Source organism: Serratia liquefaciens ATCC 27592, assembly GCF_000422085.1.
Classification (GTDB): Bacteria; Pseudomonadota; Gammaproteobacteria; order Enterobacterales; family Enterobacteriaceae; genus Serratia; species Serratia liquefaciens.
Window position 1 is genome coordinate 4,048,535 of the sequence record NC_021741.1, and the last position, 20,391, is coordinate 4,068,925.

A 20,391-nucleotide genomic window follows, 5' to 3' on the forward strand; every position below is an offset into this window, starting at 1 on the left:
CTTCGCTCTAAACCATAACCGCTGAACGGGCGCAGGCTACCGCGCCCCTACAGTTTAGATATTTCCGGTACGCTGTCGGATGCGCTGCCAAATGGCCCGTTTTTCCTCGTCATCAGCACTCGACCAGGCGGCGATTTCCTCCAGCGTGCGCCAACAGCCCCGACACCACGCGTTTTCGGTGTCGATCTGGCAAACATTATTGCAGGGTGAACGCACGCCATCGTCAATCTGACTGCCGGTTTTTCTTCTTCTGCTGCGGCCTACCATAAGGCGCTTCCTCCGGTGGATTTCTCGCGACAGGATACCCGATCCTGCCGCGAGAGAAACCGCCCCGGTAAAATCAGATAATGCCGCCGTTGGCCCGCAGGGTTTGGCCGTTGATCCAGGCACCGTCTGCACCGGCCAGGAATGACACCGCCGCGGCGATATCCTGCGGCTGACCCAGACGCTCCAATGGGGCCATTTTCGCCAGCCGGTCGATCAGCTCCGGCGTTTTGCCGTCCAGGAACAGCCCGGTGGCGGTCGGGCCCGGCGCGATGGCGTTGACGGTAATATTGCGCCCCCGCAGCTCTTTCGCCAGCACGCTGGTCAGCGCTTCGACGGCGGCCTTGCTGGCGGCATACATGCCGTAGTTCGGCTGCAGCAGCCCGACCACGCTGGATGAAAAGTTGATGATGCGCCCGTTGTCGCGCAGGCGTTTCGCCGCCTCTCGCAGCGTGTTGAAGGTCCCCTTCAGGTTAATGTCGATCAGCCGATCGACATCGGCATCGCTCATTTCTGCGACCGGAGCCAGCGCAATCACCCCGGCGTTATTCACCAGGATATCCACGCCGCCGAAAGCCTGCTCGGCCCGGTCAAACAGCTGGGCAACGGCGGCGGCGTCGCTGACGTCCGCCCTGGCGCTCAGCGCCCGCCCCCCGCTTTGTTCAATTTTGCGCACCAGCTCATCGGCCAATGCCTGATTGCCTGAATAGTTGACGATCACGGTAAAACCGTCGGCAGCCAGGCGTTCGGCAATGGCCGCGCCTATACCGCGCGATGCGCCGGTGACAATGGCAACTTGCTGAGTCTTGGTGTTCATGCTCTCTATCCTCGTCGGCTATGCGCCGGCGACTTACCGGCGTGACAACATCATGCACCTTTCGCCTTGGCGAATAATCCCCTACTCTTCGTTATCACTATCCGAATTTAGCGAACAATAACCATGGACAGAATCGATGCCATGCGCTTGTTTACCCGCGTGGTGGAACAACGCAGCTTTACCCAGGCCGCACAGGATCTGAACCTGCCGCGATCGACGGTGACCGATGCCATCAAGCAACTGGAAGCTCGGCTGCAGGTGCGGTTGTTGCAACGCACCACCCGTCACGTCAGTCCAACCCTGGATGGCGAAGCTTACTATCAACGCTGCCTGACCATTCTGGCGGATATCGAAGATGCCGAGATGGCGTTTGCCGGTGCCAAACCGCGTGGGCTGCTGCGCATCGACGTGCACGGCACGTTGGCACGGCACTTTTTGCTGCCGGAACTTCCCGACTTTTTGACGCAATATCCGGATATCGAACTTTTTATGAGCGAGGGCGATCGGCTGGTAGATCCGGTGCGGGAAGGTATCGACTGCGTGGTGCGGGTCGGCAAACTGAAAGACAGCGATATGGTGGCGCGTCGGTTAGGCGAGTTTGAAGAGGTCACCTGCGCCGCCCCGGACTACCTGCAACGTTTTGGCACGCCGCATTCCATCAGCGAACTTGAAGGCCACCGCATGGTGGGCTTCCGTTCCACGGCCAGCGGCACCCTGATGCCGCTGGAATTTACTGTGGCTGGCCAGACGCGGCAGGTGACATTGCCTTGCACGGTGTCGGTCAGCGCGGCGGAAAGCCTGGTTGCTGCGGCACGCATGGGGCTGGGGATCATTCAGGTGCCGCGTTATCACCTGCGCGACAGCCTGGATAACGGCAGCTTGCTGCCCCTGCTGCCGCAATTCCCCTCCACTCCGATGCCGGTCTCCTTGCTCTACCCGCGCAACCGCCAACTTTCACCGCGGGTTCGGGTCTTCATCGACTGGTTCAGCAAAGTGTTCGCCGCCCGTAACCGATAAACGCCTTACATGGCGCCATATTCCAGCGGCACCCAGTCGTAACCTTCCCCCTGTTTATTCAGGTAACCCAACCCGGGGAATGACAGATGCGGTCCGCCCACCAGCACACTGCGTTGAGCGCTATCACTAAACACCCGCAGCCGCTGGGCTACTGCCGCTTTGGCATCTTTATCAAAGCTTATCGCGACACGCGGATGGGCGAACTGCACCGCCGCCACGTGGATCAAATCCCCCAGCAGCAACAATTTTTTACCCTGGCTTTCCACCAGATAGATGCTGTGGCCTGGCGTATGACCATGGGCGGCAAACGCACTGATCCCCGGCGACAGCTCACCATCATTACTGAACGTTTTAAAATGTCCGGCGGCCTGATAAGGCTTGAGCGCGGCGATAACATTCTCGAACGAGGCTTTCTCCTTCGGCGGCGCCTGTTTCAACCGACTCTCGCTAAGCCAAAAATCCGCATCCTGCTGCCCGGCACGCACCACTGCATTTGGAAAAGCAGCTTTACCGTTTTGCGTCAAACCGCCGAGATGATCCGGGTGCATATGCGTCAGGTAAATTTCATCCACCTGCTGTGGCTGATAACCGGCAGCCTTGAGGTTTACGACCAGTTTGCCCAACCCGTCCCCCAGCAGCGAACCCGCACCGGTATCAACCAGGATCAGCTTGCTGCCGGTATTGATCAGGTAAGCATTAACAGAGGTGACGACCGGCAGGCCCTGATGGTGCTCGGCCAGAGCGGTCTCTATCAGCTTTGGCGAACTGTTCAGCAGCAGTCTGTCAACCGGCAAGCGGAGTACGCCATCAGACAAGGCTGTGACTTCATAGCTGCCCAGCATGATGCGATAAAAACCCGGCGCGGGGGTTTTCACCTGCGGCGCGGCGGCCAGGGTTTGCAGCGACATAACGGCCAGCGCCGCCCCCAGCAGGTAACGTTTCCAGAACATGGTGACTCCTTGTTGTCATTTGAGCGCTAAGTATTAACCCAAAGCGGAAATGACGCCTGCCGGAGGCAAAAAATGAATAAAAAAATCCCCGCGGGGGCGGGGAAAGGCAAAGAAACACTAAGGATTTTTTTGAGTTATACGAAGAATTTGGCCAGTACCAGCAAAGAGAGCGAGACATTGATCGCGCCGCCGATACGGGTAGCTATCTGCGCAAAAGGCATCAGCGACATACGGTTGCCGGCGGTGAGGATGGCAACATCGCCAGTGCCACCCTGCCCACTCTGGCAGCAGGAGACAATCGCCACATCGATCGGGTGCATGCCAATTTTCTTGCCGACGAAGAAGCCAGTCGCCACCAGTGCAGACACGGTGCTGACGATCACCACCAGATTTTGGAAGGTGAAGGCGTTAACCAGTTCCTGCCACGGAGTGATCGCTACGCCGACGGCAAACAGAATCGGGTAGGTGACCGCAGTACGGAAGAATTTATAGACCACCTGCGAACCTTCCTGAATGCGTGGGGACACGCCATGTGCCAGCTTCACCGCCACCGCGGCGAACAGCATGCCAACCGGTGCCGGCAGGCCAATCATGCGGTGCAGCAACATCCCTACCATGTACAGCAGGATGGCCAGCAGCGCACCGCAGGCAATGGTGCTGACATCCACCTTACCGCTGATTTTTTCCACCGCGCTCATCTCGCTTTCGCCCTGCTTGCTTGGCATCAGGCTGCCTTCGCCGGTCAGGTGCGGGTAACGTTTACCCAGTTGGTTAAGCAAGCCGGCCAGAACAATGGCGGTCAGGCTGCCAAGCATGACGATAGGCAGAATGCGCCCCAAGGCTACCCCCTGCTCCATATGCAGAATCGCCGCATACCCCATCGACAACGGGATCGCGCCTTCACCGACGCCACCGGCCATGATCGGCAAAATCAGGAAGAAGAAGATTTGGAACGGCTCCAGCCCCAGCGCCATGCCCACCGCCATTCCTACCAGCATGCCGACAATCTCACCGCACAGCATCGGCGCGAAAATGCGCAGAAAGCCCTGGATCAGCACCTGACGGTTCATGCTCATAATGCTGCCAACGATAATGCAGCAGATGTAGAGGTACAGAATATTGGTCGATTTATAGAATTTGGTGGTCGATTCCACCACCACGTCCGGCAGCAAGCCGTAATGCACCAACGCAGAAGGAATAAAGGTGGCGCAGATCGCCGCGGCCCCCATTTTGCCGATCAGCGGCAGGCGTTTGCCAAACTCGCCGCAGGCAAAACCAAAGAACGCCAATGTGGCAACCATGACCACGATATCGCTCGGTAATTTCCCTTCCAGGCAATCCAATAAAATAAGTACGCCGGCCAGAACAAAGAACGGCAACGGAATAATTCCTACTTTGTAATTGTCCAGTATATGCCACCATTTCTCCCGCAGCGGTATTTCAGCGGTTTTGTCTTTGGCGGCGAGGAAAGAATCATCTGTTGTGCTCATAATCTGGCCTCTTATTAGTTTGTTCAGCCATCATAGAGAAACGCACGGATTATCTGCTGTGATTTTGTTCAAAGTTAAAAAGGGTTTTTAATGGTGGTTATGGTTTCTATGGTGTTAATTAGGATTATGTAAAATCTGCTGTGGTTTTAATGGTGTTAACGTTATTTTTACTTTAAGAATTATCAGTTTTATTGCAGCTGCTGCATTAACCACCCCGACAAGAATAATCCCGTGGCTGCGATCACAAGTTGATCCGGCGCAATATTACATTAACGGCCACTCATGATAGGGTAAGCCTTCAGGATTTATCAGGGCGAACCCCGGTCATGCGTATAAAACTCTCATTTCAAATCAAGCTATTCCTGTGCCTGGTTGCCTTCTCCTGCCTGCTGTTGACGTTTATTGGTGCTTACACCTACTACCAGCTCGATGCGCAACTGCACCGCGACCTCGGTGCACGAGCGCAGGTGCAGGCCCGAGAGATTGCCCTGATCCCTTCCCTGATCACCGCAGTGGAAAAAAAAGACCCGGTTAAAATTGCAGCGCTAATGAAGAAAATTCGCGCCAGCAGCGATGCCAGCTATATCGTTATCGGCGATAAGCAAACCCGGCATCTTTATCACTCTGAATATGCCAACCGTATCGGCACGCCGATGGTCGGCGGCGATAATAAAGAGGTTCTCGAAGGCAAAAGCATTATTTCCATTCGCAAAGGCGGCATCGGCATTTCATTGCGCAGTAAAGCGCCCATTTTGGACGAAAATAATAACGTCATCGGCATTGTTTCGGTGGGTTATCTCAAATCACATATCGACAATTTAAATTCCAGAACTCTGACGCAAATTCTTGGGTCGATAGTGCTTTTATTAATCGCGCTGTTCGTATTTTCGTGGCTGTTATCGAAGAATTTAAAACGCCAAATGTTCTGGCTGGAACCGAAAGAAATTGCCCTGTTGGTACGTCAACAGAAAGCGTTGCTGGAAGCAATCTATGAAGGGGTGATTGCCGTCGATCCTCAGTTGCGGATCATCACCATTAACCACGCGGCCCGTGAACTGCTGGATTTGCGTCAGCCCGCCGCCGCCCTGATGGGCAGAGAAATCGGTGAGGTGATCCAATCCCAGCCGGATTTCTTCGGCGCCTCACAGTTAGGGCATGACACCCATGACGAGGTCTGTCGTTTCAACCATGTCCGGGTTATCGCCAGCCGGGTACGCATCATGCAGGAAGAAGAGCTGCAGGGCTGGGTGATCAGCTTCCGCGACAAAAACGACATCAACACCCTGAGCAGCCAGCTTAGCCAGGTGAAGCGCTATGCTGACAACCTGCGCATCATGCGCCACGAACAGCTGAACTGGACCGCCACCCTCGCCGGCCTGCTGCATATGCAACGCTACGACGAGGCCATCCGCTATGTGGAGGCGCAATCTGAAGGTGCGCAGGAGATCCTCGACTTTATCTCACAGCGTTTCAGTTCGGCGGCATTATGCGGCCTGCTGCTGGGCAAATACTCCAGCGCGAAGGAAAAAGGCGTGGAGCTTCGCTTCGACCCGGCCTGCCAGCTGCGGCAGATCCCGGCGGCATTGAATGAAACCGAATTGATGTCGATCATCGGCAATTTGCTGGATAATGCGGTAGACGCTACGCTGCATTACGGCGCGCCCTATGAGGCGGTAGAACTTTATATCAGCGACAGCAGCAATGAACTGGTGATTGAAGTGGCCGATCGCGGCACCGGTATTGCCCCTGAGGTGCGCGATACGCTGTTCGAACAGGGCGTCACCACCAAAGATGACAAGGGTGACCACGGCATCGGCCTGCACCTGGTTGCCAGCCACGTGGCGCAGGCGCACGGCAGCATAGAAGTGTCGGACAACGATCCGCACGGCGCTATTTTTTCTTTGTTTATCCCTAAACAATCTTGAGCACCCGAATGATGCAACCAGAAGCACTGGACGTTTTGATCGTGGAAGATGAGCCACAGCTGGCGACGCTGCACGCGGAATTTATTGAGCAGAACTTTGCTCTGCGGGTGGTGGCCTATGCTGCCACGCTGGCCGAGGCCAGAGTCAAAGTCAATGCCCACCAGCCACGGCTGATCCTGCTGGACAATTTTTTGCCCGACGGCCAGGGCATTGAACTGATGGAAGAGGCGGCGGTGAAAAACCCCGGCTGTTCAGTGATTTTTATTACCGCCGCCAGCGACATGAATACCTGCAGCCAGGCGATCCGCAATGGTGCCTTCGATTACATCATTAAGCCGGTCTCCTACAAGCGGCTGCGCAACTCACTGGAGCGCTTTATGCAGTTTGTGCAAACCCAGCGCACCTTCAAGGTAATCGACCAAAGCAACGTCGACGCGCTGTATAACCTGCAATCCAAGCAGTTCTCCAGCGAACCCAGCGCCAAAGGCATAGAAACCAACACGCTGGAGCTGGTGCAGGCGCTGTTTATCAAGCAACCGGAAGCCGCGCATGCGGTAGAAGACGTGGTCGAACAGGTCGGGATCAGCAAAACCACGGCCCGACGTTATCTGGAATACTGCGTCGCCACCCAGTTTGTGCGCGTCGAAATGATGTACGGCAATATTGGTCATCCGCGGCGTCTGTATCGCAAGGCATAAGCTGCCATCTGGCTGTCATATTTAAGGGGTAATATAACTTCGGCGATATCCCCTCGATATCGGCACCTGTCGTTGAAAATTGATGAAATACTGATGACTTTTACCCGGCCTCTGGTCGGGTTTTTTATTGTCCGAAAACAGGCTTGGGCAGGCAAATAACAGCAATAATCAGAGCGGATTATTCTTACTTAAAACCAACCGTTTATCGGAAATATCAGCCACTGATAATTGAGCACTCACCTCATTACCATAACTAATCGAAAACTTGATGTAAATCGTCAATATCCCATTCATCGGACATTGAGGGTTGTCTCAGATATTCACTGTGTTAGGGTATAGGGGACTATTATTTTCTATTGGGAAATTTTTATCGTTTGATAATTCATCAGAGGAAACAGCAAATTGCATGGCAATTAAACTCGAAGTAAAGAACCTGTATAAGATATTTGGCGAACATCCGGATCGCGCTTTCAAACTGATTGAAAAAGGCCTGACAAAAGACCAATTGCTTGAAAAAACCGGATTATCACTGGGCGTAAAAGACGCCTCTCTGGCCATTGAAGAAGGCGAGATATTTGTCATCATGGGGCTTTCCGGTTCTGGAAAATCTACCCTGGTACGCCTTCTCAATCGTCTGATAGAACCCACCCGCGGTCAGGTGCTGATTGATGGCGAGGATATATCTAAAATATCCGACAGCGCACTGCGCGCCGTACGCCGTAATAAGATCAGCATGGTGTTTCAATCATTCGCTTTAATGCCGCATATGAATGTATTGAATAACACCGCGTTCGGTATGGAATTGGCCGGCATTCCACCGCAGGAGCGCCAGGAAAAAGCCCTGGAAGCATTACGTCAGGTCGGGCTGGAGAATTATGCCTATTCTTATCCCGATGAACTTTCCGGCGGGATGCGTCAGCGCGTGGGATTAGCCCGTGCCATGGCGAATAATCCGGACATATTATTGATGGATGAAGCCTTCTCGGCGCTGGATCCATTAATCCGTACCGAGATGCAAGATGAGCTGGTCAAATTACAGGCCCAGCATCAGCGCACCATCGTCTTTATTTCCCATGATTTGGATGAGGCAATGCGTATTGGCGATCGTATTGCCATTATGCAAGGCGGAGAGGTTATTCAGGTCGGTACGCCGGAGGAAATATTAAATAATCCGGCCAACGATTATGTCCGCACCTTCTTCCGTGGCGTCGATATCAGCCACGTTTTCAGCGCCAAGGATATCGCCCAGCGTCGTCCTGTCGCCCTTATTCGCAAAACCCCCGGTTTTGGTCCGCGTTCAGCACTACAGCTGCTGCGCGATGAAGACCGCGATTATGGTTATGTTATTGAACGCGGCAAGAAATTTATCGGCGTGGTGTCGGTAGATTCACTCAAGCAGGCGCTGGCGGCCAACCAGACGTTGGATGACGCCCTGCTGGAAGCCCCTGCCCCGGTCCCGGCCGACATGCCGCTGAGCGAACTGATTTCATTGGTTGCCCTGGCGCCCTGTGCGGTCCCCGTGGTCTGCGAAGAAAATAACTATATCGGAATTATTTCCAAGGCCATGCTGTTGCAGGCCTTAGATAAAGAGGGCCCAGCGAATGAGTGACACTACACAGGATCCATGGGCGACTGCGCCTGCCGACCCCAGCACCGCACCGGCGACTGACGCCGCAACCTCGACAGCGCCCGCTGGCGATGCCTGGTCCAGCGCACCGCCACCAGAAACCCATGACGCCGCCAATCAGGCCGCTCAGGGTGCCGACTGGCTTAACAGCGCACCGGTCCAACAGGAACATTTCAGCCTGCTGGATCCGTTCCACAAAACCTGGGTGCCGTTTGACTCCTGGGTGACCCACGGCATCGACTGGCTGGTGCTGCACTTTCGCCCGCTGTTTCAGGGCATTCGCGTACCGGTCGATTTTATTCTCAGCGGCTTTCAGCAGTTGCTGCTCGGCATGCCTGCCCCGATCGCCATTTTGCTGTTCTCGCTGATTGCCTGGCAGCTCTCCAGCCTTGGTATGGGGGCTGCGACGCTGGTCTCGCTGATTGCCATTGGCGCGATTGGCGCCTGGTCACAAGCCATGGTGACCCTGGCGCTGGTCCTGACCGCCCTGTTCTTCTGTATCGTCATCGGTCTGCCGCTCGGCATTTGGCTGGCGCGCAGCAAACATGCCGGCAAGGTGATCCGGCCACTGCTCGACGCCATGCAGACCACGCCGGCCTTCGTCTATCTGGTGCCGATCGTCATGCTGTTCGGTATCGGTAACGTGCCGGGGGTGGTGGTGACCATTATCTTTGCGCTGCCGCCGATCGTGCGACTGACCATTCTGGGCATTAACCAAGTGCCTGAGGATCTGATCGAAGCCGCCGAATCCTTTGGTGCCAGCCCGCGCCAACTGCTGTTTAAAGTGCAACTGCCACTGGCAATGCCAACCATTATGGCCGGCGTAAACCAAACGCTGATGTTGGCGCTGTCGATGGTGGTTATCGCCTCGATGATCGCCGTTGGCGGCCTGGGCCAGATGGTATTGCGCGGTATCGGTCGTCTGGATATGGGGCTGGCCGCCGTTGGCGGGGTCGGTATCGTGATCCTGGCGATTATTCTCGACCGCCTCACCCAATCGCTGGGGCGCGATCGCCGCAGCAAAGGCATCGGCCGTTGGTATGCTCACGGCCCGATCGGGTTAGTCACCCGGCCCTTCATCAAAAAGCCTTAATCGCCCTGCCCCCGGCCAAACGTCGGGGGCACCGACAGCATTTATAAAAACGAAGGAACCACTATGCGCTCGACAGGAATTTGGGCTCTGGCCCTGACTTCATTGCTAAGCACACAGGCGTTCGCCGTCGAATTACCCGGCAAAGGCGTCACGGTAAAACCGTTGCAAAGCACCCTCGCCGAAGAAAGCTTCCAGACCGAATTGGTCAACCGCGCCCTGGTCAAGCTGGGCTATGACGTCCAGCCTACCGACGAGGTGGAATACAATATCGCCTACACCTCTATCGCTTCCGGCGACGCCACCTACATGGCGGTGAACTGGGATCCGCTGCAAACCGACATGTACCAAAGCGCCGGCGGCGACAAGAAATTCTATCGTCAGGGAGCCTATATCACCAACGCGGCCCAGGGTTATTTGATCGACAAGAAAACCGCCGATCAATACCACATCAGCGATATCTCCCAGTTAAAAGATCCCAAGCTGGCGAAGTTGTTCGATGCCGACGGCGACGGCAAGGCCGATCTGGCCGGCTGCGAACCGGGCTGGGTGTGCGGCAACGTCATTAACACCCATATCAAAGCCTATGGCCTGAGCGACACCGTCACTCAAAACCAGGGCAATTACTCCGCCATCATCGCCGACACCCTGACTCGCTACAAACAGGGTAAACCAGTGCTGTATTTCACCTGGACGCCGTACTGGGTGAGCGACGAGCTGGCACCGGGTCGTGATGTGGTTTGGTTAACCGTGCCGTTCTCCGCCAGCCCAGGTTCGTTGAAAGATAACGATACCGCCTTGCCGAACGGCAAAAATTACGGTTTTTCCGTCAACAACGAACATATCGTCGCCAACAAGCAATGGGCCGAGGCTAACCCGGCCGCCGCCAAACTGTTCGCCATCATGAAACTGCCGTTGGCGGACGTGAACGCGCAGAACCTGCGCATGCACAAAGGCGAGAACAGCGCCGCCGACATACAACGTCACGTAGACGGCTGGATCAAAGCGCATCAGGCCACTTTTGACGGTTGGATCACTACGGCTGCGGCAGCAGCGAAATAATCCCAGGGTGCCGGAAATCCCGGCTTCATAACATAAAAAGGTATTTCACTATGCGCACTACAGGAATCTGGGCGGTTGCCCTTACCACACTGATTAGCTCACAGGCGGTTTCCGCCGCCGACTTGCCCGGTAAAGGCGTCACCGTTCAGCCGGTGCAAAGCACCATTTCAGAAGAGACCTTCCAGACGCTGCTGGTCAGCAAGGCGCTGGAAAAGCTGGGCTATGACGTTAAAGACACCCGAGAAGTGGACTACAACGTCGCCTACACCTCCATCGCCTCCGGCGACGCGACCTTCCTGGCGGTAAACTGGGATCCGCTGCACGCCGATCAATACAAGGCTGCAGGCGGCGACGCCAAGTTTTACCGTGAAGGGGTTTACGTCAACGGGGCGGCCCAGGGGTATCTGATCGACAAGAAAACCGCCGATAAATACCACATCACCAACGTTGAACAGTTGAAAGATCCCAATATTGCCAAGCTGTTCGATACCAATGGCGACGGCAAGGCCGACCTGACCGGCTGTACGCCAGGCTGGGGCTGCGAGGCGGCCATTAACCATCACATCAAAGCCTACGGCCTGGAGAAAACCGTCGAGCACAACCAGGGCAACTACGCGGCGATGATTGCCGATACCATTACTCGCTACAAAGAAGGTAAGCCGGTGCTGTACTACACCTGGACGCCGTACTGGGTGAGTGACGTGCTGGTGCCGGGCCGCGACGTTGTTTGGTTGCAGGTGCCGTTCTCCGCCATGCCGGGCGAGCAGAAAAACCTCGATACCAAGCTGCCTAACGGCGCCAACTATGGTTTCCCGGTCAACACCATGCGCATCGCCGCCAACAAGCAGTGGGCCGAAGCCAACCCGGCGGCCGCCAAGCTGTTTGCCATCATGAAGCTGCCGATTGCCGACGTGAATGCGCAGAACCTGCGGATGCATGAAGGCCAGGCCTCCGAAGCCGATATCCAAAACCATGTAAATGGCTGGATCAAGGCGCATCAGGCCACCTTCGACGGCTGGGTGAAAACCGCCGCGGAAGCCGCGAAGAAATAATCACCCTGGGCGCGGCAGCCTGTCGCGCCCTATTCGCTGATTTCAATCCCGCTAAACTGTAAAAAACGCTCGGCGGTCCGTGGCAGCGGCTGTGGCCAAACGCAGTACACCTGACGCCGTGGACCATCTTCTATCGGAATCGACACCAGCGTGCTCAAGCGCTGTGCCGTCGAAATCGGCACAATGCCCGTCGCCAACCCACGGCGTACCAAATTCTCCAGCCATTCGATATGGTCAATCTCAAAACTGACGTGACGCTTGATGCCTGCCGCCTGAAACGCGCGGTCGGTCTGGCGCCGGGCACCGGTCCCGCTGTAAAAGTCCACCAGCGGCACTTCCGACAAGGTTTGCAAATTCACTCGTTCCCGACTGGCTAGCGGGTGTTGTGGTGACACCAACGCCACCAGTGGCTCGTCGGTCAGTTGCCGATGGGACACCGGCAGCATATCGATATCCCCCGGCCAGAGGCCGACAAACGCCACATCGGTCTTTTGCTGCCGAACGTCTTCCAACAGCTCTTCACTCATGCCCACGTACAGCCGGATATTCACTGCGGGATAATGGCGGTGAAAGTTACCCAATTTTTCGGTCAGATCAATCGCGTTTATGGTGGAAATTGTGCCGATGGTCAGGGTACCGGAAACTGTGCCGCTGGCGGCGACAACCTCTTCCACCAGCATCTGTTTTGCCGCCAGCAGTCGCTGCGCCGGTTGAATAAATGCCTGCCCGGCGGTGGTCAACCTGACCCGGCGCGAAGTACGCTCAAACAATGCACAGCCCAGCTCCTCTTCCAATTTGGCGATCTGGTGGCTGAGCGCCGATTGCACCGTATGACAGCGCTGCGCCGCCCGGGTAAAACTCTGCTCTTCGGCAACCGCCAGCGCAAAACGAATCTGTTTCAGGTTCATTCATTTATCTCTAAATGAGATTAATCAGATGAAAATTATACATTGGTTTAACCCGCTGTCCTGCCCGATACTTGCACCACTTTTTCTTGTGATTGAAACCAATGAGCCAACAAAATTCACCTCCAGGCCTCAGCCCGGCACTGATTGTGCTGATCGCCATCGCCACCGGTTTGGCCGTCGCCAGTAACTACTACGCGCAGCCACTGCTGGAAACCATCGCTCAAAACTTTGGGCTATCGGTCAATCAGGCCGGTTTTATCGTCACCGCCGCCCAAATGGGCTACGCCGTAGGCCTGCTGCTGCTGGTGCCGCTCGGCGATATGTTTGAGCGTCGTGGGCTGATCGTCTTTATGACGCTGCTGGCCGCCGGAGGCATGCTGATCACCGCCAGCTCCACCACGCTGCCGATGATGATCCTGGGGACTGCCCTCACCGGGTTGTTCTCGGTAGTGGCGCAAATTTTGGTGCCGTTGGCCGCTACGCTGGCACACCCGGAAAAACGCGGAAAAACCGTTGGCATCATTATGAGCGGCCTGCTGCTCGGCATTCTGCTGGCACGTACCGTAGCGGGCGCACTGGCATCGTTCGGCGGTTGGCGCACCATTTACTGGGTGGCAAGCGTGCTGATGATCCTGATGGCGTTGATCTTGTGGCGCGCGCTGCCACGTTACAAACAGCACTCCGGACTGAATTACCCTCAGTTGCTGAAGTCTATTTTCACCCTGTTTTGCGGATCACCGCTGCTGCGAACCCGTGCAGTGCTCGGTGCGCTGTCCTTTGCCAACTTCAGCGTGCTCTGGACCTCAATGGCCTTCCTGTTGGCGGCCCCGCCTTTTGGTTATTCCGAAGGGGTCATCGGCCTGTTCGGGCTGGTGGGGGCCGCCGGAGCGTTGGCCGCCTCCCGTGCCGGGCATTTGGCGGATCAGGGCAAGGCGGGATTAACCACTACGGTAGGCCTGGTACTGCTGCTGCTGTCGTGGATACCTATCGCTTTCGCTAAACAATCGCTGTGGGCACTGATCGTCGGCATTCTGATCCTCGATCTGGCCGTGCAGGCCGTACACGTTACCAACCAGAACGTGATTTATCGCATTATGCCGGAAGCGCGCAATCGTCTGACGGCCGGCTACATGACCAGCTATTTTATCGGCGGCGCTCTGGGTTCGCTGCTGTCTGCCTCAGCCTATCAGCACGCGGGGTGGACAGGGGTCGCTGCAGCAGGGGGCATTTTGTGCCTGTTTAACCTGCTCACCTGGTGGTTGGGCAAGCGCCATGATCCCCAGGGACCGGCGGCCATCTGATTAGCAAGCGAATAGTCATAGCGGAAATTTATTAGCGGCGCAGGGTATAAACATTACTTACTCTCTGGTAATGTTCTGGGGATAAACTATTGGTTCCCTATATACCCTGCGATTCAAATACATTATGCAAAGCCAAGCTGCAGAAAGTATCAATCCCCCAGCCGTCAGTTCCACCTTCACCCACGGCATCGTCGACAGTTTACCGATCGTTATCGGCTATGTGCCGGTGGCTTTTGCGTTTGGCCTTAGCGCCGTTAAGCTGGGGTTCTCCCCGCTAGAGAGCATTTTCTTCTCCTGCATCATCTATGCGGGTGCCAGCCAGTTCGTGATCACCGCCTTGTTAAGCGCCGGTATGTCACTGTGGGTTTCCGCGCTGACCGTGATGGCAATGGATATACGGCACCTGTTGTATGGTCCTGCTTTGCGCCACCGCATCGTCTCGCGCATGTCGGCTGGCAAAACTGCGCTCTGGGCCTTTGGCCTGACTGATGAAGTGTTCGCCGCGGCCACCGCTAAATTGATGCGCAATAACCGCAGTTGGAGCGAGAACTGGATGATCGGCATCTCGCTATGCTCCTGGCTGTCTTGGGTCGCAGGCACCGCGCTGGGTGCCGTGTTCGGCAATGGGCCACTAGAGCAGTTCCCGGTGATTGAAGCCTCATTATCCTTTATGTTGCCGGCGCTGTTCCTCAGCTTCCTGCTGGCGGCATTCAAACGTCCGCAAAGCCTGACCATCGCCGCCGCGCTGGCCGGTGCGCTGCTTGGCGTAGTGCTGTTCTCTATCCCAGTGGCCATTTTGGCCGGCATCAGCGCCGGTTGTATCGCAGCCCTGTTCCAACCCACAGCAACGGAGTCCATTGATGAACACTGATGTGCTGGTGATCGGCCTGGTGGTCGGCTGTGCTAATTATCTGTTCCGCTACTTACCCTTGCGTTTGGCGCCTGCGCGGGCACAACCGGGAATCAAACGCGGTAAAACCGCACTGTTGCTCGACAGCATCGGCATCGCCTCAATCTGCGCGTTGCTGGTGGTTTCCAGCACCCCGGTAGTGATGCGTGAACCGGACAAACTGTGGCCCACTCTGGTCGGTTTCGCCGCGCTGGGCCTGTGTTTTTACCGAACCAAAAGCATCATTTTGTCGACGCTGATTGGCGCGGCATCCTTTGGCATTACATTAAAGTTATTTATGATTTTCAGTCAGGGTAACCTTTAATCTTAGGCAGCACGTCGCATTAACCCTTTTGCTTAAAGTGGGTTTATTGACAATCCGCTGACAAATGACACGAATTGCTAAATTAATCACCCTGCTGAACATTTACATTATTAATCACTATCGTTACTATCTCGGACGAAACTAATGAGGCCCAAAATTATGGAAAGCTCGTTTGCTCCCATTGAACAAATGCTTAATTTCCGCGCCAAGCGTCAGAAAGATTTCCCTTACCAGGAAATCCTGCTGACCCGCCTGTGCATGCACATGCAAAGCAAGCTGCTGGAAAACCGCAATAAAATGCTGAAAGCACAAGGGATTAACGAAACATTGTTTATGGCGCTGATTACTCTGGATGCGCAGGAAAGCCACAGCATTCAGCCTTCTGAGCTAAGCTCTGCCCTGGGCTCGTCACGGACCAATGCCACGCGCATTGCCGACGAACTTGAGAAACGCGGTTGGATTGAACGCCGTGAAAGCGACAACGATCGTCGCTGCCTGCACCTGCACATGACGCCGCAGGGAGAAGAGTTTCTCAATCAATTGCTGCCACCGCAGCACAAGTGTCTGCATTTCCTGTGGTCCACGCTGAACGATGATGAACAGCAACAGCTTGAAAAGCTGACGCGTAAGCTGCTGACGCGCCTGGACCAGATGGAAGTTACAGAACAGTTATCCCAATAATTTCTGTTCAGGTACATACATACTATGCGATCCCCATTTAACTGGAGATTCACCCCACTGTTCGCCGTATTACTGCTGGCCGGGTGTGCGTCTACCGATAATATTGCCCCGCAATCCACCCTGATGGATCCGCAGACTCTGCAGCTTGCGCAGCCGAAGGTCAGCTCGTTGAACGTCAGCCCGCAGTGGTGGCGCGCGCTTAACGACCAGCAACTTGACGCGCTGATGACCCAGACGCTGCAAAGCTCCCCTTCGCTGCGACAGGCAGCGGCACGCGTACGCGAAGCACAAAGCGTAATGGGGGAAGCCAGTGCCGCCAACGGGCCGAATCTGGATCTCAACGCCAGCAGCAATCGCCAGAAAGTGCCGCAAAACGTGAACCTGGGGCTGGGGTATCCTCATCAACCGATCTACGAAACCTCCAACTCGCTGGGGCTGAACCTGGCCTATGAATTCGACTGGTGGGGCAAATACCGCAACCAGGTCAACGCCGCCAAGGCACAGGTCGATGCGGCCCGCGCCGAGCAGGAACAGGCCGCGTTGACGCTGACCAGTTCGGTAGCCTCCGCCTATTACCAGTTGCAGAGCAATTTCGCGCTTGAAAAGCTGTTGCAGCAGGAAGTGGACAACAACCAACGCCTGGCGGACTTGCGCCAACAGCAATACAAGGCCGGCATCACCGGCGTTGATGTTCCGCAACAAACCCAGGCGCAAGCCGACGGCGCCAAGCAGCAGATCCTGCAACTGCAATCGCAGATTGAACAGCTCAGACACCAACTGGCTGCGCTTGCAGGCCAGGGCCCGAACGCCATGCAGCACCTGCGCCCGGTGGCCCTTCCCGCCAGCAATTTAATGGCGCCAAAAGGTGAACTGACCGCCGATCTGTTGGGCAAACGTCCGGATATCGCCGCACAGCGCCAGTTGGTGGAGTCCTATAACCAGCGCGTCAGCGCCGCCCGTAAAGAATTTTACCCCAGCCTGACCATTTCAGCCTTTGCCGGCCTGACCACCACCAACACCAGTGGGACCAGCCCGAATCTGTTTGAAGCGGCCAGCCAGGCCTGGAACGTGATGCCGGCAATTTCATTGCCGATCTTCCACGCCGGTGCGCTGCGCAGCAAGCTGGGTGAGGAGTCCGCGTTGTATGACCAGGCGGTGGAGTCCTATAACCAAACCATCCTGAATGCCGTGCAGGAAACCGCCGATGCCATCACCGTCCAACAAAGCACTGCGCAACAGCAGCTGCAGGCGGCATCTGCGTCCGAATCGATGCAACAGGTGTACCGCGTCGCTAACGCTCGATACCAGGCAGGGATTATCGGGCGCGACCAGTTGTTGACCAGCCAAACGCAGCTTTTGCAGCAGCAGCAGGCGGAACTGAATGCCAGCAGCAATTTGCTGCAGGCGAAGATAGGACTGATCCGTGCGCTGGGCGGTGGCTATCAGGCCCCGGCCGCTACGGGTTCAAAAGCATAATAAAATAGAGAGCTTGGAGAACACCATGAGCGCAAGCGCGGAGACTCAAAACCCGCAGCAACCGGCAGGTAAAAAGAAGCAGCGTAAATTTTGGCTGCTGCTGCTGACGGTTATTTTCATCGTTATTGGGGTGGCATATTTAGTCTATTGGTTCCTGGTGTTACGTCATCATCAGGAAACCGACGACGCCTATGTTTCCGGTAACCAGGTCCAGATCATGGCCCAGGTGAACGGCAGCGTTAACCGCGTCAACTTCGACAATACCGACTATGTGAAACAGGGTGACGTGTTGGTTACCCTGGATCCGACCGATGCCGAACAGGCGCTGGAACGCGCCAAAACCGGCCTGGCCAATAGCGTGCGTCAGACCCACCAGCTGATCATCAACAGCAAGCAGTATCAGGCCAACATTGCCCTGCGCAAGTCTGACCTGAGCAAGGCTGAAAACGATCTGAAACGCCGCGTCGTGCTCGGCAGCGTTGACGCTATCGGCCGTGAAGAGCTGCAACATGCTCGCGATGCAGTCGACAGCGCCAAGGCGGCGTTGGAAGTGGCGGTGCAGCAATACAACGCTAACCAGGCGATGGTATTGAATACCCCGCTGGAGCAGCAGCCGGCCATTCAACAGGCCGCAGCGCAAATGCGTGACGCCTGGCTGGCATTGCAACGGACCAAAATCATCAGCCCGATCACCGGTTATGTCTCACGCCGCAGCGTACAGGTTGGCGCGCAAATCGCCGCCGGTTCCCCGCTGATGGCAGTGGTGCCAGCCGATCACATCTGGGTAGATGCCAACTTCAAAGAAACCCAAATCGCCAATATGCGTATCGGCCAGTCGGCTACCGTAGTCAGTGACATTTACGGTGATGACGTGGTGTATAACGGCAAAGTGGTCGGTATCGATATGGGTACCGGCAGCGCCTTCTCACTGCTGCCTGCGCAGAACGCCACCGGTAACTGGATCAAAGTGGTTCAGCGTCTGCCGGTACGTATTGAATTGGACGCCAAGCAAATCGCCGATCATCCGCTGCGCATCGGTCTGTCGACCCTGGTTAAAGTTGACACCACCAATCTGGACGGCCGCGTGCTGTCTGACGTGGTGCGCGACAAACCGCTGTACCAAAGCGACGCCCTGGCGTTGAACCTGGCACCGGTTAACCAAATGATCGCCGACGTGATCCATGCGAATGCCGGTTAAGCGCGCGGGAGGCTACCTTGGCACAGAAACCGCTTGAAGGTGCTCAGCTCGCCTGGATGACGGTCGCGCTTGCCCTGGCGACCTTTATGCAGGTGCTGGACTCCACCATTGCCAACGTGGCGATCCCAACCATTGCGGGTAACCTCGGGTCTTCCAACTCGCAGGGAACCTGGGTGATCACCTCGTTTGGCGTGGCGAACGCCATTTCCATCCCGATCACCGGCTGGTTGGCAAAGCGCATCGGTGAAGTGCGGTTGTTCCTTTGGTCCACCGCGCTGTTCGTACTCGCCTCCTGGCTGTGCGGCATTTCCAACAGCCTGGGCATGCTGATCTTCTTCCGCGTGATTCAGGGTGTGGTCGCAGGGCCGTTGATCCCGCTGTCGCAGAGTCTGCTGCTGAACAACTATCCGCCCGCCAAGCGAGCGATGGCCCTGGCACTATGGTCGATGACGGTGATCGTTGCGCCCATTTTCGGGCCTATCCTCGGCGGTTATATCAGTGACAACTATCACTGGGGCTGGATCTTCTTCATCAACATCCCGATCGGTGCCGTGGTGATCCTGGTGGCGATGTCAACGCTGAAAGGCAGGGAAACCAAAACCGAGATCAAACCGATCGATACCGTCGGTCTGGTGCTGCTGATTGTCGGTATAGGATCTTTGCAGGTGATGCTCGATCAGGGCAAGGAGCTCGACTGGTTCAACTCGACCGAGATCATCGTTCTGACGGTGGTGGCGGTGGTGGCGCTGCTGTTCCTGATTGTCTGGGAACTGACGGACGACCATCCGGTGGTGGATTTGTCACTGTTCAAATCGCGCAACTTTACCGTCGGCTGCCTGTGTATCAGCCTGGCCTACATGCTGTACTTCGGCGCCATTGTGCTATTGCCGCAGTTGCTGCAGGAGGTTTATGGCTATACCGCCACCTGGGCAGGGCTGGCTTCGGCGCCCGTCGGGTTGATACCGGTATTGCTGTCGCCGATCATCGGCAAGTTCGGCAACCGGCTCGATATGAGACGATTGGTGACCTTCAGTTTCATTATGTATGCGGTGTGCTTCTACTGGCGCGCCTATACCTTTGAACCGGGAATGGACTTTGGCGCCTCGGCCTGGCCGCAGTTTATTCAGGGCTTCGCCATCGCCTGCTTCTTTATGCCATTGACCACCATTACGCTGTCCGGCCTGCCGCCCGAGCGCATGGCGGCGGCATCGAGCCTGTCGAACTTTACTCGAACACTGGCGGGGTCGATCGGGACATCGATCACCACGACCTTGTGGACCCAGCGAGAATCGCAGCATCACTCGCAGCTGACGGAGTTTGTGAATCCTTACAACCCGCAGTCGCAAGAGATGTACCGACAGTTGGAACAAATTGGCATGAGCAAGCAGCAGGCCTCGGCCTACATCGCCAACGAGATCACCGCGCAGGGGCTGATTATCTCCGCCAACGAGATCTTCTGGCTGTCGGCCGGGGTGTTCCTGATCCTGCTGGTGCTGGTCTGGGTGGCGAAACCGCCGTTCAGCTCCGGCGGTGGGGGCGGCGGCGCTCACTAAACCAGAGAAAGCAAAACGGGCGCCCAGAGGCGCCCGTTTTTTATTTATACCGTTGCAGCCAGGCGACG

General features: G+C 56.1%; 19 protein-coding genes. 14 read left to right on the plus strand and 5 right to left on the minus strand.

The genetic code is table 11. The annotated features are described in order from the left end of the window. Positions 1-54 precede the first annotated feature (54 nt). Both M495_RS19020 and M495_RS19025 read right to left on the minus strand, forming a co-directional pair. Positions 55-267 (minus strand): DUF1289 domain-containing protein, encoded by a 213-nt coding sequence (locus M495_RS19020; protein ID WP_020828303.1) that lies wholly within the window; start codon positions 265-267, stop codon positions 55-57. Between the two features lie 73 nt (positions 268-340). Then, on the minus strand, positions 341-1,081 hold the full coding sequence (locus M495_RS19025; protein ID WP_020828304.1) for an SDR family oxidoreductase: 741 nt from the start codon (positions 1,079-1,081) through the stop codon (positions 341-343). Between the two features lie 123 nt (positions 1,082-1,204). Here M495_RS19025 and M495_RS19030 point away from each other — a divergent pair, with 123 nt between their 5' ends. Next, complete coding sequence (locus M495_RS19030) at positions 1,205-2,098, plus strand: LysR family transcriptional regulator (RefSeq protein ID WP_041414878.1); 894 nt, start codon at positions 1,205-1,207, stop codon at positions 2,096-2,098. Positions 2,099-2,103: 5 nt separating this feature from the next. Here the strand turns inward: M495_RS19030 and M495_RS19035 are convergent, their stop codons facing one another. Then, positions 2,104-3,048: an MBL fold metallo-hydrolase gene (locus M495_RS19035; RefSeq protein WP_020828306.1), complete on the minus strand. Its 945-nt coding sequence runs from the start codon at positions 3,046-3,048 to the stop codon at positions 2,104-2,106. Between the two features lie 134 nt (positions 3,049-3,182). Next, positions 3,183-4,538, minus strand: coding sequence for a 2-hydroxycarboxylate transporter family protein (locus M495_RS19040; RefSeq protein WP_020828307.1), 1,356 nt, complete (start codon positions 4,536-4,538; stop codon positions 3,183-3,185). Between the two features lie 326 nt (positions 4,539-4,864). Here M495_RS19040 and M495_RS19045 point away from each other — a divergent pair, with 326 nt between their 5' ends. The 6 genes from M495_RS19045 (at position 4,865) to proX (M495_RS19070) (ending at position 11,992) form a co-directional block, all read left to right on the plus strand. Beyond that, positions 4,865-6,463 carry an ATP-binding protein gene (locus tag M495_RS19045; RefSeq protein WP_020828308.1) on the plus strand — a complete coding sequence of 533 codons (1,599 nt, stop codon included), beginning with the start codon at positions 4,865-4,867 and terminating at the stop codon, positions 6,461-6,463. 11 nt (positions 6,464-6,474) lie between these two features. Then, entirely contained in the window at positions 6,475-7,161 is a 687-nt protein-coding gene (locus M495_RS19050; RefSeq protein WP_041415640.1) for a response regulator, read from the plus strand. Between the two features lie 406 nt (positions 7,162-7,567). Continuing rightward, positions 7,568-8,770 (plus strand): glycine betaine/L-proline ABC transporter ATP-binding protein ProV, encoded by a 1,203-nt coding sequence (proV, locus tag M495_RS19055; RefSeq protein WP_020828310.1) that lies wholly within the window; start codon positions 7,568-7,570, stop codon positions 8,768-8,770. Beyond that, positions 8,763-9,881, plus strand: coding sequence for a glycine betaine/L-proline ABC transporter permease ProW (gene proW, locus M495_RS19060; RefSeq protein WP_020828311.1), 1,119 nt, complete (start codon positions 8,763-8,765; stop codon positions 9,879-9,881). The genes proV and proW overlap by 8 nt, the downstream gene beginning before the upstream one ends. A 63-nt stretch (positions 9,882-9,944) precedes the next feature. Next, positions 9,945-10,940: a glycine betaine/L-proline ABC transporter substrate-binding protein ProX gene (gene proX / locus M495_RS19065; RefSeq protein ID WP_020828312.1), complete on the plus strand. Its 996-nt coding sequence runs from the start codon at positions 9,945-9,947 to the stop codon at positions 10,938-10,940. Between the two features lie 50 nt (positions 10,941-10,990). Continuing rightward, the gene (proX, locus tag M495_RS19070) at positions 10,991-11,992 is read left to right on the plus strand and encodes a glycine betaine/L-proline ABC transporter substrate-binding protein ProX (RefSeq protein WP_020828313.1); all 1,002 of its coding nucleotides are present in this window, start codon (positions 10,991-10,993) and stop codon (positions 11,990-11,992) included. Between the two features lie 29 nt (positions 11,993-12,021). On the opposite strand, the gene M495_RS19075 is transcribed toward proX (M495_RS19070), so the two are convergent. Further along, positions 12,022-12,900 (minus strand): LysR family transcriptional regulator, encoded by an 879-nt coding sequence (locus M495_RS19075; protein ID WP_020828314.1) that lies wholly within the window; start codon positions 12,898-12,900, stop codon positions 12,022-12,024. A gap of 101 nt (positions 12,901-13,001) precedes the next feature. Here M495_RS19075 and M495_RS19080 point away from each other — a divergent pair, with 101 nt between their 5' ends. The 7 genes from M495_RS19080 to emrB all read left to right on the plus strand — a co-directional run bounded on the left by M495_RS19080 (position 13,002) and on the right by emrB (position 20,323). Then, positions 13,002-14,201: an MFS transporter gene (locus tag M495_RS19080; RefSeq protein WP_020828315.1), complete on the plus strand. Its 1,200-nt coding sequence runs from the start codon at positions 13,002-13,004 to the stop codon at positions 14,199-14,201. Positions 14,202-14,325: 124 nt separating this feature from the next. Beyond that, positions 14,326-15,072: an AzlC family ABC transporter permease gene (locus tag M495_RS19085; protein ID WP_020828316.1), complete on the plus strand. Its 747-nt coding sequence runs from the start codon at positions 14,326-14,328 to the stop codon at positions 15,070-15,072. Then, entirely contained in the window at positions 15,062-15,415 is a 354-nt protein-coding gene (ygaH, locus tag M495_RS19090; RefSeq protein ID WP_020828317.1) for an L-valine transporter subunit YgaH, read from the plus strand. Before M495_RS19085 ends, ygaH begins: the two co-directional genes overlap by 11 nt. Before the next feature lie 159 nt (positions 15,416-15,574). Then, positions 15,575-16,096 (plus strand): transcriptional repressor MprA, encoded by a 522-nt coding sequence (mprA, locus tag M495_RS19095; protein ID WP_020828318.1) that lies wholly within the window; start codon positions 15,575-15,577, stop codon positions 16,094-16,096. 24 nt (positions 16,097-16,120) lie between these two features. Next, positions 16,121-17,572 carry an efflux transporter outer membrane subunit gene (locus M495_RS19100; protein WP_020828319.1) on the plus strand — a complete coding sequence of 484 codons (1,452 nt, stop codon included), beginning with the start codon at positions 16,121-16,123 and terminating at the stop codon, positions 17,570-17,572. 25 nt (positions 17,573-17,597) lie between these two features. Continuing rightward, positions 17,598-18,770: a multidrug efflux MFS transporter periplasmic adaptor subunit EmrA gene (emrA, locus tag M495_RS19105; protein ID WP_020828320.1), complete on the plus strand. Its 1,173-nt coding sequence runs from the start codon at positions 17,598-17,600 to the stop codon at positions 18,768-18,770. A gap of 17 nt (positions 18,771-18,787) precedes the next feature. Continuing rightward, the gene (gene emrB / locus M495_RS19110) at positions 18,788-20,323 is read left to right on the plus strand and encodes a multidrug efflux MFS transporter permease subunit EmrB (RefSeq protein ID WP_020828321.1); all 1,536 of its coding nucleotides are present in this window, start codon (positions 18,788-18,790) and stop codon (positions 20,321-20,323) included. Positions 20,324-20,391 lie beyond the last annotated feature (68 nt).

What these genes read in the sequence shown, in the direction of transcription:
- emrA (WP_020828320.1), top strand. Translation starts at nt 17,598, where the DNA reads ATGAGCGCAAGCGCGGAGACTCAAAACCCGCAGCAACCGGCAGGTAAA.
- M495_RS19020 (WP_020828303.1), bottom strand. Translation starts at nt 267, where the DNA reads ATGGTAGGCCGCAGCAGAAGAAGAAAAACCGGCAGTCAGATTGACGAT.
- mprA (WP_020828318.1), top strand. Translation starts at nt 15,575, where the DNA reads ATGGAAAGCTCGTTTGCTCCCATTGAACAAATGCTTAATTTCCGCGCC.
- M495_RS19050 (WP_041415640.1), top strand. Translation starts at nt 6,475, where the DNA reads ATGCAACCAGAAGCACTGGACGTTTTGATCGTGGAAGATGAGCCACAG.
- proV (WP_020828310.1), top strand. Translation starts at nt 7,568, where the DNA reads ATGGCAATTAAACTCGAAGTAAAGAACCTGTATAAGATATTTGGCGAA.
- M495_RS19030 (WP_041414878.1), top strand. Translation starts at nt 1,205, where the DNA reads ATGGACAGAATCGATGCCATGCGCTTGTTTACCCGCGTGGTGGAACAA.
- proX (WP_020828313.1), top strand. Translation starts at nt 10,991, where the DNA reads ATGCGCACTACAGGAATCTGGGCGGTTGCCCTTACCACACTGATTAGC.
- M495_RS19085 (WP_020828316.1), top strand. Translation starts at nt 14,326, where the DNA reads ATGCAAAGCCAAGCTGCAGAAAGTATCAATCCCCCAGCCGTCAGTTCC.
- M495_RS19035 (WP_020828306.1), bottom strand. Translation starts at nt 3,048, where the DNA reads ATGTTCTGGAAACGTTACCTGCTGGGGGCGGCGCTGGCCGTTATGTCG.
- M495_RS19075 (WP_020828314.1), bottom strand. Translation starts at nt 12,900, where the DNA reads ATGAACCTGAAACAGATTCGTTTTGCGCTGGCGGTTGCCGAAGAGCAG.
- M495_RS19080 (WP_020828315.1), top strand. Translation starts at nt 13,002, where the DNA reads ATGAGCCAACAAAATTCACCTCCAGGCCTCAGCCCGGCACTGATTGTG.
- proX (WP_020828312.1), top strand. Translation starts at nt 9,945, where the DNA reads ATGCGCTCGACAGGAATTTGGGCTCTGGCCCTGACTTCATTGCTAAGC.
- M495_RS19100 (WP_020828319.1), top strand. Translation starts at nt 16,121, where the DNA reads ATGCGATCCCCATTTAACTGGAGATTCACCCCACTGTTCGCCGTATTA.
- M495_RS19045 (WP_020828308.1), top strand. Translation starts at nt 4,865, where the DNA reads ATGCGTATAAAACTCTCATTTCAAATCAAGCTATTCCTGTGCCTGGTT.
- M495_RS19040 (WP_020828307.1), bottom strand. Translation starts at nt 4,538, where the DNA reads ATGAGCACAACAGATGATTCTTTCCTCGCCGCCAAAGACAAAACCGCT.
- M495_RS19025 (WP_020828304.1), bottom strand. Translation starts at nt 1,081, where the DNA reads ATGAACACCAAGACTCAGCAAGTTGCCATTGTCACCGGCGCATCGCGC.
- ygaH (WP_020828317.1), top strand. Translation starts at nt 15,062, where the DNA reads ATGAACACTGATGTGCTGGTGATCGGCCTGGTGGTCGGCTGTGCTAAT.
- proW (WP_020828311.1), top strand. Translation starts at nt 8,763, where the DNA reads ATGAGTGACACTACACAGGATCCATGGGCGACTGCGCCTGCCGACCCC.